Genomic DNA, 12,703 nt, shown 5'->3' with positions numbered 1-12,703 from the left:
GCGCTCCCACAGGTGCAATTGTGGGAGCGGACCAGGCCGCGACGGCTTTTCGCGAAGAGCAACAGGCCCTGCTGCTGCTGGCGAAGAGCCATCACGGCCAGATCCGCTCCCACAGAGCTTTCGCGCCAAGGCCGCTCCCACAGCGACCCGCTACATATCGTGCTTGTTCACCTCGAACCCGCCCTTCTTGTACTGCGTCCAGCGCGAACGCGAGCCTTCGCGTTCGGCCGGATCGGCGGCCACGACTTCGAGCACGCGCTCGAAGCTGCCCGGGGCGCAGACGTCGCGCAGGTTGATCACCATGGGGCGATCGGCCGTTTCCACGCCTGGCGGGACGATGAGAACGGCGGTGTCCGCGTCGTCGTCGTCGCCGGCGAGCTGGTGCGGGATGAAGCTGTCCTCGTCGAACGACCAGAGGTACTCGTCGATCGCCTCGGCCTGCTCGAAATCGCGCGTCAGGATCAACGTCGGCTGCTGGGCGGCGAACGCGCGCTTGGCGAGTTCGCAGACCAGCAGCAGGGGATCCTCGCGGAACCGCGGCTTGTCGATCAGGTAGAAATCGGCGCGGGGCATCGGGCGGGGATCAGCCGGCCGCGACGCGATCGAGCAGCCACTGCGTCAGCAGAGGCACCGGGCGGCCGGTGGCGAGGCCCTTGCGGCCCTCGTCCCAGGCGGTGCCGGCGATGTCCAGGTGCGCCCAGCGGCGGCCCTCGGTGAAGCGGGCCAGGAAGCAGCCGGCCGTGATGGCGCCGGCGTACTTGCCGCCGATGTTAGCGACATCGGCGAAGCCCGATTCCAGCTGGCTCTGGTAGTCGTCCCACAGCGGCAGGCGCCAGGCGCGGTCGAGCGTCGCCTCGCCGGCGGCGAGGAGCTCGGCCGAGAGCGATTCGTCCTTCGTCATCAGGCCGCTGGCGTGCTTGCCCAGCGCCACGACGCACGCGCCAGTGAGGGTGGCGGCGTCGATGATGGTGTGCGGATCGAAGCGCTTGCCCGTGTAGGTCAGGGCGTCGCAGAGGATCAGGCGACCTTCGGCATCGGTGTTGAGCACCTCGATGGTGATGCCCGACAGGCTGGTGAGGACGTCGCCCGGACGGTAGGCCGAGCCGTCCGGCATGTTCTCGACCGCCGGCACCACGCAGACCAGGTTGACCGGAAGCTTCAGCCTCACCGCCGCGACGAACGCGCCCAGCACGCCGGCCGCGCCGCACATGTCGAACTTCATTTCCTCCATGCCCGGGCCGGGCTTGAGGCTGATGCCACCGGTATCGAAGGTGATGCCCTTGCCCACGAACGCGTACGGACGGTCGCCCTCGGCGCCGCCGTTCCACTGCAGGATGACGAGGCGGGGCGCGTTGGCCGATCCGCGTGCCACGGCGAGCAGGGAGCCGAAGCCCTCGCGCTCCATGTCGGCGCGGTCGAGGGCCTCGAACGTCACGCCCTCGTTGGCCTCGGCGAACGCGCGGGCCTGGTCGGCGATGTAGTCCGGGTTGCAGATGTTGGGCGGCAGGTTGCCCAGCTCGCGGGCATAGCGGACGCCCTCGGCGATGGCGCGGGCCTCGGCGAGGCCGGACTCGCCCTCGGCCGGGGCGACGAGCGTGACGCTGGCCAGCTCCGGGGTGGCCTTGTCGCGCGGCTTGACCGTCGCCGTGTAGCGGTAGGCGGCGTGATCGGTGGCGAGGGCGGCGACGCGGACGCGCCAGGCGGCATCGCGACCCGGGACGTCGATCTCCGGCAGCCAGCTCACGGCCTCGGTCACCGGCAGGCGGCCGATGGCGCGGGCGGCCTCCAGCGTCACCCGCTGGTAGCGCGCGGCGTCGAACGTCTTCTGGGCGCCGAGGCCCAGGATCAGCACACGGGCGGCGGCCACGCCGGCCGGCTGCAGCAGGGTCACGATGTTGCCAACCTTGCCCGTCACGTCGCCGGCCTCGACCAGCCGCTTGATGGCGCCGTTGGCCGCGGTGTCGATCCGCGCCGCGGCGCTGGTCAGGACACCGTTCTCGTAGACGCCGACCACGGCCACCGGGGTGGCGGTCGATTCGGGAGCATTGGAACCGAGGCTGAACTGAACCGTCATAGCTAACTGTCCTGCGTAAGCCCGTCCGGGGTCCGGACAGGCTAGACTTGTGGTTTGCCGGCCGGGACTGACGCGGCACGAACCGCCAATTCTATCAAATGCTCAGCATCCTCGACCGTTATTTCCTGCGCGAACTTGCCTATGGTGTGCTCGCGACGGCCATCGTGCTACTGGTGATCTTCGCCGGCGGCGCGTTCGCGTCCGTGCTGCAGAAGGTCGCCAACGGCAGCATCCAGCCGAGCGTGATGTTCGAGGTCCTCGGCCTGCAGATGGTCGACCTGCTTTCCACCCTGCTCCCCATGTCGGCCTTCCTGGGCACCCTGATCGCCCTGGGGCGCATGTACCGCGAAAGCGAGATGCACGTCCTGGCCTCGTCGGGCATGGGTCCGCGCGGCATGCTGCGCCCGGTCACCCTGCTGGCCGTGATCGCGACGGTCGTCGTCGGCGTGGTCTCGCTCTGGCTCGGCCCCCTCTCCGCCCGCACGGCCGATCAGGTGATCGCCGCGGCCAACAAGTCCGTGATCGCCGCCGGCCTCGACGCCGGCCGCTTCACCGAGCTGCCCGGCAAGGGCGGCATCATCTTCGTGGACACGCTGAGCCGGGACGGCACGGTGCTGGGCAAGACGTTCATCGCCACCGACCGCGTCGACGGCGACGGCAACCCGCAGGTGCGCGTGGTCAACGCGGACAACGGCCGCATGTACCAGGAGAGCGACGGGCAGAACCGCTTCCTCGCCCTGTTCAACGGCTGGCAGTTCGAAATCCCGCTCGCGGGCGACAACTGGCGCCGCATGAAGTACGAGCGCAACGACATCTCGCTGTCCAGCATCGCGGACGAGGACGAGGATTCGGATCCCGCCCACGAGTCCACCACCACCGACCTCTTCAAGGCCGGCACGGCCGACGCCCTCGGCGAGATCGTCTCGCGTTTCGCCGCGCCGGTCAGCACGCTGGTGCTGATGATGATGGTCCTGCCGATGTCGCGGCAGGCGCCGCGCGACGCGCGATACGGACGCCTCCTCATCGCCGTGCTCGCCTATTTCCTGTACGTGGTCTGGCAGCTGATCGCGCGGGCCCAGATCATCAAGGGCCACCTGCACACGTCGGCGCCGATCTGGGTGCTGCATGCGATCGTCTTCGGCATTGCCGCCTGGTACTTCTGGCGCCAGTACGCGCCGCGCCGCATGAAGGGAGCCCGCTGATGGCCACGCTGACCGTCAAGCGTGCCGACCGCCTCATCGGCGCGAGCGTCCTCGGCACGCTGCTGCTGGTGTGGCTGGTGCTGACGGGGTTCGACGCCCTGACGCAGTTCGTGCGCCAGCTCGGCAACATCGGCAAGAACGGCTTCACGCTGTACGACGCCATCGCGTACATCATGCTCACGGTGCCGCGTCGGCTCTACCAGATGTTCAGCAACGCGGCGCTGATCGGCGGCCTGCTCGGTCTCGGCGGCCTCGCCGCCACCGGCGAGCTCACCGCGCTGCGCGCCGCGGGCATGTCCAAGCTGCGCATCGCCGCGTCGGCGGCGGGCGTGATCGCGGTGCTCACGATCGGCGTGGTCGTCATGGGCGAAACCGCCGCGCCCTACGGCGACCAGCACGCGCAGGCGATCCAGGTGCGCATGCGCTCGAGCAACCTCGGATCCACCAGCAGCGGCCTGTGGGCGCGCGACGGTGGCAAGATCATCAACGCGAAGTCGGCCATCGCCACCCAGGACGGCGACCGCACCACGGTCAAGCTGGTAGACGTGCGCGTGTACACCATGACGCCAGACGGCCAGGTCAGCACCTTCGCGCATGGCGACAGCGCCATCCACGACGGCAACCGCTGGGTGATGACCAACGTCCGCACGACCACGCTGGACAAGGACGGCACGCACTCCGCGCGCGAGGCCACGCAGGCCTGGCAGTCGCGCCTCAACCCGCACGTGCTCGAACAATCGGTGATCCACCCCGAATACCTCTCGATGGGCGACCTGCGTCGCAACATGCGTTACCTCGAGGCCAACGGCCAGAACCCCGGCGCCTACGCCGTCGCGTTCTGGGGTCGCGCCCTGTTCGCCGTCAACACGCTCGTCCTCGTGCTGTGCGCCATGCCGTTCGCCTTCGGCTCGCTGCGTTCGGGCGGACTGGGCAAGCGCCTCTTCATCGGCATCATCCTCGCGATCGGCTGGTACTTCCTGCAGGGCGCGATGGTGAACTTCGGTACCGTCTACGGCCTTCCGCCCCTCCTGGCGAACCTGCTGCCGACGATCCTCCTGATAGGCGGCGCGCTCGCCTACTTCCGGCGCTACGGCTAGACGTCCGTAGCGCAGACCGATTCGAGGACGGCATCGAGGTCGTCGCCGGTCATCGGCTTGCGCAGCAGGGCGTCCATGCCCGCTTCGCGTATCGCGACCGCCTCGTCGCCCGCCGAACGCGCGGTCACGGCGACGATCGGCATCGTGGCGTGGCTGGCCATGCGCCTGACCATGCGGGCCACCTGGAAGCCATCCATCATGGGCAGGTCGAGGTCCAGCAGCATCGCGTCGAACGTGTCGCGCGAGAGCGACGTCATCGCCGACAGACCGTCCGTTTCGAGCACCACCGAGTGCCCGCGCTGACGCAGAAGACCCACGAGGACATCGCCCACCACCGGATCGTCTTCGACGAGCAGCAGTTTCCGGCCCGCGACGGAGCCCGTGGACTCCGCCGCGACGCCCGCACAGGCGCCGCAGTCACAGGACACCAGCGGCAGACGGACGATGAAATCGCTGCCGCGTCCCGGTTCGCTCGCCACCGTGATCGTGCCGCCCATCAGCACGCAGAGCTCATGGCAGATCGCCAGACCGAGGCCGGTGCCCTCGCCGCGCTGGGGCGAACCGCCCTGCTCGAAGCGCGAGAAGACGCGTGCGCTGAGCTCGGGTGACATGCCCGGGCCCGTGTCGCTCACCGTGATCACGATGCCGTCGACGACCTGCGCGATATGCAGCGACACGCGACCGCGATCGGTGAACTTCACCGCGTTGTTCACGAGGTTCTGCAGGATCTGTTGCAGGCGTATCGCGTCGCCGCGCACCGAGGCGGGCACGCCGGCATGCACCGACGACGTCAGTTCGAGCTGCTTCTCGCGCGCGCGGGCCGCGGCGAGCGCCACCACTTCCTCTGCGATCGCACGAAGCGACACGCATTCGGATTCGAGCACCAGTCGCCGCGCTTCGATGCGGGTGATGTCGAGGGCATCGTTGACGAGGCGGAGCAACGTGTTGCCCGAACGGCGGACGGCTTCGACGTACGCGCGCTGCGTCTCGTCGAGCGGCGTGCGCGCGATGAGCTCCGCCATGCCGAGCACGCCCGTCATCGGCGTGCGGATCTCGTGCCCCAGCGTCGCCATGAACTCCGTCTTTGCCGCGTTGGCTTCCTCGGCGAGCCGCTTCTGCTGCTCCGCGAGCTGCAGCCGCATGGTGTGGCGAACCCGGCGGCGCGCGCCGGAGACGACCGCGACGAGACTCGCCACGACCGCGATCGCGTAGGCGAGCCATGCCCAACCGCTCAACCAGGGTGGCGGGTCGACGACGATCGACAGCGGACGGGCGAGTTCGCCGGTGACCTCGTCGCGCCCGGCCCCCGAGATCACGAGGCGGTACGTACCGGCGCGGAGCTGCCCGAAGTTCTGCATGCCGTCCTTGCCGGCCCGGGTCCGGGTGGTCTCGCCGCGGTACTCGAGCGCGAACGACAGGTGATTGCGGTCGGGGTTGACGTAGGACAGCGCCCGCGCGGCGACGACGAGCTCACGATCGTTCCAGGCCAGGTGCAGTCGGCCACCGTCGATCGGCAACGGCTGGCGGACGCCGTCGCGGGACACCGACGCGCCGAGCAACGCGATGGCGGGCTTGAGCGAGTGATCGTGCTGCCGGTCCGGCCGGAATCCGACGAGCCCGCCGAGCGTGGCGCCGTACATCGTGCCGTCGTCGAGCTGCACCGTGGTGGCGTTCGTGAACTCGCCGCTCGCCAGGCCGTCGGCGAGGCCGAACGGGCGGAACGCGCCGGTGCCGGGATCGTAGCGCCACACGCCGGTATGCCCGAACAGCCAGAGGCGGCCCGCGACGTCGCGCCGGATGTTCAGGATATCGGCCGACGGGAAGCCTTCGTCGCGGCCGATCGTCCGATCCAGCACCGCGTGACGTCCGTCCCACAGGTAATGTTCCATCGAGCCCGGACGCACGATCCACAGGCCGCCATCGTCGGGTTCGAAGGCATGGATGCGTCCCGGCGCGACACCGTCGACCGGCGTCATCGCTCCCGTCGCCGCGTCGAGGCGCGCGAGGCCCGCCAGGCTCGCCTGCCAGAGTTCGTCACCGAGCATTTCGATCTGACGCGTGTCGGCGTCGCCGCGGCGGCTGGTGGCGAACGGAATCGGTCTGGCCGTGCGCAGCGACGGATCGATCGCGAACAGGCCTTCCCCGAAGACAGCGGCGTATACGGTTCCGCGCGGGCCCTCCACCAGGGTGGTGACCGGCCGGTCGATGACGCCCCGCAGCCATGGCCGCGCCGCGCCCTTGCGCGCGAGATAGAGGCCCTCGGCGGTGCCCACCAGCAGGCCGCGCGGCACCTCGAGCAACGACTGCACGCGCAGGTCGCCCACGTCGAAGCCGGATTCCGTGCGCCCGGTCGCCGGATCGAACGCGCGGATCCATCCGCGCAGCCCACCCACCCAGAGCTGCGTCCCGCCATGGAACGCCACGGCCGTCACCGTGCGGCCCGGGAAACTGTGCGGATCGGTCGCGACGTGGGCGAACCGCGTGAAGTCTTCCCAGGCGGGTCCGAGGTAGGCGAGGCCGCCGTCGCTCAGGGCGAACCACAGTCCATGCTCGCGATCCTCGAGGATGTCGCGCACGACGCGCCCCGGCAGGCCGCCCGATGTCGTCCACGACCCGGGCACGGCGTGCAGGCGACCGTAGCGGTCGAAGGCCAGCAGCCCCTCCGGTCCGGCGAGCCAGAGGCTGCCGTGGCTGTCCGCGAGCGACGCCCCGAACGCCAGCGCGGGAAGCCGCCGGTCGCGACGGAGTTGGCCACCTTCCGAAAGCCGGTAGAGACCGCGGTCCGTCGCGACGCGCAGTTCGGCGGCGTGACCGTCGATCCGCACGACCCGCGGGCGCGTTCCATCCTCGAACGCCACGGGCGTGATCCGCCCCGCGACGTCGATCATGTCCACGCCGGCGTCGGAGCCGATCCACACCCGGCCGTCGTCGGACGCATGCAGGGCGCGAATCGACGATCCCGACGGTCCGTCTGGTCCCGCGGGATGCCTGGCGATACCACTGCCATCGGGACGAAGGTGCATGAGGCCTCCGCCCGTGCCCACCCAGACGGTTCCGTCGCGCGCCTGCGCGATGGCGCGCACGTCGTCGCAGACCAGTTCGTCCTGCCAGTGACGGAACTCGCCGGTCTCCGGGTCGTAGCGCCCGAGACCGAAATCCGGACCGCCCATCCAGAGACGATCGTCCGCGTCGACCATGAGCGTGCCGATCTCGCCGGTCGGAAAGGGCGCCGCCTTTCCGGGCCCCACGCCCGGCGACACGAACTCCACGCCGTCGAAGCGCGACACGCCGACCGACGTGCCGATCCAGATGAACCCGCGCGCATCCTGCACGACCGCGTGCGCCTTGCTGCTGGGAAGGCCTTCGAGCAGCCCGTAGCGGCGGAACTGCGGCGTGGGGACGGGCGGCATGGTGGCCGCCGACGCGGCGGCGGGCGCGATCGCGATCAGGACGATCGCGATCACGAGGGTCCATCTCGTGGTGAGCGTGTGGCGCATACGCTGGCTTCCTGGTGCAGGCCCGATCATGCCATGCGGTCCGGTGGCGGATAAGCGCCCCATGCCGGGAGCCATGTAGGAATGCACCCACAATGTGCCTCTAGAATGGCGCATGTCCCGTCGACTCCGCCTACTCGTCGCGATCACCGGGTTCGTCGCCCTTGTCTGGCTCACGCTGGCCGCGATCGACCGCGCCATCGCGCTCGGCCAGCGTTTCATGGGGCTTCCCGAAGGCCTGCGCTGGCTCGTGGCCGGCATCGGCGTGCTCGGCGTCGCGCTCGTCGTCGCTGCGGCGGCCTGGTGGCTGCGCCCGCGGCGCCCTCGTCCGCCCGTCGCCGCTCCCGATCGCGCATCGCTCGAAGCGCGCATCGAAAAACTGCGCGACGCGCGCGCCGACGTTGAGGAACTTCGTAGCGAACTGGGCGAGCTAGACCGGCGTCGCGCGAGCGAGCAACTCTACGTCGCCGTGTTCGGTGAGATCTCCACGGGCAAGTCGACGCTGATTTCGGCGCTCGCGCCGGGGCACGCCCCGGCGCGCGACGCGCGCGGCGGAACGACGCGCGAGGTCGCCCACTACGCGACCGACGCGTGGGGCGCCTCGTGGACCGTCGCCGACGTGCCCGGCTCCGCCGAGGCCGATGGCGATGCCCGCGAGCGCATGGCACGCGAAGAGGCGCTCCGCGCCCATGCGGTCGTCTACGTCTGCGCCGGCGATCTCACGCGGACGCAGGCGGAGGAGCTGCGCTGGCTCGGCGATTTCGGCAAGCCGCTGGTGCTCGCGGTGAACAAGGCCGATCAATGGACGGCCACGGAGCGCGCCGATATCGTCGAGCACGTGCGGAAGCAGTCGGAAGGCCTGCCCGATGCCGTCGTCGCGATCAGCGCCGGCGGCGAGGAACGTTTCACGCGCCGCCTGGCGGACGGCGGCAGCGAAGAGGTCGTCCGGCGGCGAGCGGCGGACATCGGGCCCCTGGTCGACGCGCTACGACGCATGCTCGCGCCGGGCGCGGCCGCGCTGGAGGGCCTGCGCGAGAATGCCGTGCTCGCCGGCCTGCACGAGCGCACCGGCGAACGCGAAGCCGAGTGGCGCGCCAGCGAAGCGGAGCGCATCGTCGCCCGCTACGCCCGCCGCGCGATCGTCGGCGCGATGGCGGCCGTGGCGCCGGGCAGCGACCTCGTGATCCAGGGCGCGCTCGCCACCGGCATGGTCCGCGCGCTGGCATCGCTGCACGACGTGCGGGTGACCGACGTGGAGATCGACCAGCTCCTCCGCCAGGTCCGCATGACCTTGCGGACGGGCACGTCGCTGGTGCTCGCGATTTCGGGGAACGCGCTGAAGGCCTTCCCTGGCCTCGGCACGCTTGGCGGCGGCATCCTGCATGCGTTCGCCTATGCACTGATCTTCGACAGCTTCGGCAGGGCGCTGGCGGCCACGCTCGCCGAACGCCACACGCTCGACCAGGCGGATGCCGGCGAGCGGATGCGCGAGCTCCTGGGCGACGCGGGCCAGTCGCGCCTGCGCCGTCTCGCGGAACTCACGGGGGACGCCCTGCGCGACCGGCAGGGACGCGCGCAGTGAACGATGCGTTCGCGGGGCACGGGCTGACAAGGCCCCGTCGCTCGGCCACACTCTCGCCTACCGGTCGCCTCGCGACCCCGGCGCGGCAGGCCATCACGCATGGGTAACGTCCGTAACGTCCTTATCCTGCTCTTCGCGAGCATGCCCTTCGTGGCGCACGCGGAAGCGATCACCTACCGCATGGACCCGGTGCACAGCCAGGTCGTCTTCAACGTCGATCACAACGGGTTCTCGCGCGCGTTCGGCCGCCTGCGCATCCAGGACGGCACGGTCACGTTCGACAAGGACGACTGGAGCCGTTCCTCCGTCCAGGCCACCGTCGACCTCGCGTCGGTCGACATGGGCGACGCCGATTGGGACAAGGCGGTGCGAGGCGCGAGCCTGCTCGACAGCGACCGCGCACGGACCGCCCGGTTCGTCAGCGAGTCGGTCGAGAAGCGCGGCGACGACGAAGGCGTCGCGCACGGCAAGCTCACCCTGCGCGGCGTGACGCTTCCGCTCGACATCCCGTTCCGGGTGAACCGGATCGGCAAGACGATCTACGGCCTGCACACCGTGGCCGGTTTTTCCGCCTACCTCACGCTCGACCGCACCGCTTACGGCATGAACTCGAACCGCAACTCGATCGGCACCGACGTGTCGATCTGGCTGGAGATCGAGGCCATCCGCGGTGAAGGAGCACCACGCGACACCTCCAAGGAGACACCCGATGCCCCTGCGCAGTGACCACACCCGCTGGAGCACGCCGGCGAAGACCTTCCACTGGGTCATGGCCCTGCTGATCCTCGGCAACGGCGCGTTCGCGCTGTGGATGGACGGCCTCAAGCCGTCGTTGCAGAAGATCAACATGTTCGCCCTGCACAAGTCGATCGGCCTGACCGTGCTGGCGCTGTTCCTGCTGCGCGTGCTCTGGCGCGCGATCGACCGCCGTCCGCCGCATGCTCCGGCGCCGCGCTGGCAGGCGCTCGCCGCCAGCGCGGTGCACGGCTTCCTCTACCTGCTGATCGTCGCGCTGCCGTTGACGGGCTGGGCGTTCAATTCCGCGCACGGCTATCCCCTGCAGTACTTCAAGCAGTTCAACCTGCCGGCGCTCGTCGAGAAGAACGACACGCTTTCGCAAGTCCTCGGCAACGTGCACGAGTATCTTTTCTGGTTCCTGCTGCTCGTGCTCGTACCGCACATCGCGGGTGCGCTGAAGCATCACGTCGTCGATCGCGACGATACGTTGCGCCGCATGCTGCCGTTCGGCCGCGCGAAACAAGGCTCCCCCACCCCACCCGGAGACACTCCATGAACCCGACGATCCGCCGCCTCTCCGTCCTCGGCCTCGCGCTCGCCCTGCCCTTCGCCGCCACCGCGGCGGATTACAAGGTAGGCTCCGGAAGCACCCTCGGTTTCAGCGGCAAGTTCCAGGGCCAGCAGTTCGACGGCAGCTTCGGCAAGTTCGACGCCGCGATCAGCTACGACCCGGCCAACCTCGCCACGGCGAAATTCGACGTCACCGTCGATGTCGCGACGGCGAAGACCGGCGACACCGATCGCGACAACGCGCTGCCCACGGCCGATTTCTTCGACGCGTCGAAGTTTCCCAAGGCGCACTACGTCACCACCGGATTCACGAAGGACGCCAAGGGCGACGTCGTGGCGAACGGCAACCTCACGCTGCACGGCGTGACGAAGCCGGTGCAGCTGAAGGTCGTCTTCAATCCCGCCGCCGGCGGCGCGCGCCTCTCGGTGACGGGTTCGCTCAAGCGCCTCGCGTTCGGCGTCGGCAGCGGCGAGTACAAGGACACGAGCACCATCGCCGACGACGTGCTCGTCAACGGCACGCTGAACCTCCTGCCGAAGTAAGCCCGGCATGGCGGCCTGGCGCGAACGCCTGCGTGGTTTCGCCGGCCGCTTCCGCCGCGGCGAGGCCCCCGTGCGGGCGAACGACGCGCGCGGCGGCGCGGTGGCGGCGAGCCTGCGCGGCCTGCTCGACGATCCGTCGATCCCGGCCGACGTGCGCGAGGCGATGGGTTCCGACTTCCGTCGCGTCGAGCAGATGCTCGATCGCCTGGAAAACGAGGAGCTCCACGTCGCCGTCTTCGGCAGGGTGTCCGCCGGCAAATCCGCGCTGGGCAACGCGCTGCTCGGGCGCCAGGCCTTCACGGTCGGCGTGCTCCACGGCACCACGACGGAGGCCGACGCGGCGCGACTCGACGAGGCCGCGGCCGCCGGGCTCGTCCTGATCGACACCCCGGGCATCAACGAACTCGGCGGCGAGGCGCGGGAAAAGCTGGCTTTCGAAGTCGCCGAGGTCAGCGACCTCATCGTCTTCGTCGCCGATGGCGACCTGACGCGCGAGGAGCGCGACGCGCTGCGTGCCCTCGCCTCGACGCGACGCCCTCTCCTGCTCGTGCTCAACAAGGCCGACCGTTACAGCGACGACGAACGCGAGGGCCTCCTCGAACGCCTGCGCCAGCACACGGCGAGCCTCGTGCGACGCGAAGACGTGGTCGCCGTCGCCGCGCTCCCCTCGCCACGCCAGGTCGTCGACATCGACGCCGACGGCAACGAGCGGCGACGCAGCGAAGCGCGCCCCGCCGATGTCGGCGCGCTGAAGTCGCGCCTGCTCGCGATCGCGGAGCGCGAGGGCAAGGCGCTATCGGCGATCAACGCCGGCCTGTTCGCGGGACGCCTGACGGACCAGGTCAGCCAGCGCATCGCGGCCACCCGGCGCGAGGTGGCCAGCGGCGTCATTCGCCAGTACTGCATCGCCAAGGCCGTCGCCGTCGCACTGAACCCGGTGCCCGTGGCCGACCTGCTGCTGGCGGGTGGCCTCGACGCGGCCATGGTCGTGCAGCTCGGCCGCGTCTACGGCCTGCCGCTGACACGCAGCGAATCCGGCCGCCTCGTCGCCGTGATCAGCACGCAACTCGCCGCGCTGATGGGCGCGGTCTGGGGCGTGCAGCTGGTCGCATCCGCGCTGAAGGGCATCAGCGGCGGCCTGTCCGTGGTCGTCACCGCCGCGGCGCAGGGCGCGCTCGGCTGGTACGCCACGGTGCTGATCGGCCGCGCCGCCGAGCATTACCTCGTCGCCGGCAAATCGTGGGGCGAGCACGGAGCCAAGCGCGCCGTGGCCGATGTCGTCGCCAGCCTCGACCGCGATTCGATCCTGCGCGAGGCCCGCGAGGAAATCCTCAAGCGACTCCGCAGGTAGGCTGGAGCCGAAGCCGTTGTGGGAGCGGACCTGGCCGCGACAGCTCTTCGCC

The 12,703-nt window shown here is 70.1% G+C and carries 10 protein-coding genes; 7 read left to right on the top strand and 3 right to left on the bottom strand.

The window, feature by feature from the left end; genetic code table 11:
• Positions 1 to 150: 150 nt before the first annotated feature.
• Positions 151 to 573 (bottom strand): DNA polymerase III subunit chi, encoded by a 423-nt coding sequence (locus BMY69_RS18675; RefSeq protein ID WP_090051953.1) that lies wholly within the window; start codon positions 571 to 573, stop codon positions 151 to 153.
• Between the two features lie 10 nt (positions 574 to 583).
• On the bottom strand, positions 584 to 2,074 hold the full coding sequence (locus tag BMY69_RS18670) for a leucyl aminopeptidase (protein ID WP_090181128.1): 1,491 nt from the start codon (positions 2,072 to 2,074) through the stop codon (positions 584 to 586).
• Between the two features lie 98 nt (positions 2,075 to 2,172).
• Here BMY69_RS18670 and lptF point away from each other — a divergent pair, with 98 nt between their 5' ends.
• Positions 2,173 to 3,276: an LPS export ABC transporter permease LptF gene (gene lptF, locus BMY69_RS18665; protein ID WP_090181127.1), complete on the top strand. Its 1,104-nt coding sequence runs from the start codon at positions 2,173 to 2,175 to the stop codon at positions 3,274 to 3,276.
• The gene (gene lptG, locus BMY69_RS18660) at positions 3,276 to 4,373 is read left to right on the top strand and encodes an LPS export ABC transporter permease LptG (protein ID WP_090181124.1); all 1,098 of its coding nucleotides are present in this window, start codon (positions 3,276 to 3,278) and stop codon (positions 4,371 to 4,373) included. The genes lptF and lptG overlap by 1 nt, the downstream gene beginning before the upstream one ends.
• Here lptG and BMY69_RS18655 read toward each other — a convergent pair.
• Entirely contained in the window at positions 4,370 to 7,870 is a 3,501-nt protein-coding gene (locus BMY69_RS18655) for a hybrid sensor histidine kinase/response regulator (RefSeq protein WP_177191219.1), read from the bottom strand. The two genes, lptG and BMY69_RS18655, sit on opposite strands and share 4 nt — an antisense overlap.
• A gap of 112 nt (positions 7,871 to 7,982) precedes the next feature.
• Here BMY69_RS18655 and BMY69_RS18650 point away from each other — a divergent pair, with 112 nt between their 5' ends.
• The 5 genes from BMY69_RS18650 to BMY69_RS18630 all read left to right on the top strand — a co-directional run bounded on the left by BMY69_RS18650 (position 7,983) and on the right by BMY69_RS18630 (position 12,651).
• On the top strand, positions 7,983 to 9,449 hold the full coding sequence (locus BMY69_RS18650; RefSeq protein WP_090181139.1) for a GTPase: 1,467 nt from the start codon (positions 7,983 to 7,985) through the stop codon (positions 9,447 to 9,449).
• Positions 9,450 to 9,548: 99 nt separating this feature from the next.
• Positions 9,549 to 10,175 carry a YceI family protein gene (locus tag BMY69_RS18645; protein WP_255364617.1) on the top strand — a complete coding sequence of 209 codons (627 nt, stop codon included), beginning with the start codon at positions 9,549 to 9,551 and terminating at the stop codon, positions 10,173 to 10,175.
• Positions 10,159 to 10,743: a cytochrome b gene (locus BMY69_RS18640; RefSeq protein ID WP_090051945.1), complete on the top strand. Its 585-nt coding sequence runs from the start codon at positions 10,159 to 10,161 to the stop codon at positions 10,741 to 10,743. Before BMY69_RS18645 ends, BMY69_RS18640 begins: the two co-directional genes overlap by 17 nt.
• A complete protein-coding gene (locus BMY69_RS18635; protein ID WP_255364616.1) occupies positions 10,740 to 11,300 on the top strand; it encodes a YceI family protein in 561 nt (186 codons plus the stop codon). Before BMY69_RS18640 ends, BMY69_RS18635 begins: the two co-directional genes overlap by 4 nt.
• 7 nt (positions 11,301 to 11,307) lie before the next feature.
• Complete coding sequence (locus BMY69_RS18630; RefSeq protein WP_090181120.1) at positions 11,308 to 12,651, top strand: GTP-binding protein; 1,344 nt, start codon at positions 11,308 to 11,310, stop codon at positions 12,649 to 12,651.
• Positions 12,652 to 12,703 lie beyond the last annotated feature (52 nt).

Source organism: Luteibacter sp. UNC138MFCol5.1 (assembly GCF_900110505.1).
Lineage (GTDB): Bacteria > Pseudomonadota > Gammaproteobacteria > Xanthomonadales > Rhodanobacteraceae > Luteibacter.
This window is presented reverse-complemented; position numbering and strand designations above follow the sequence as displayed.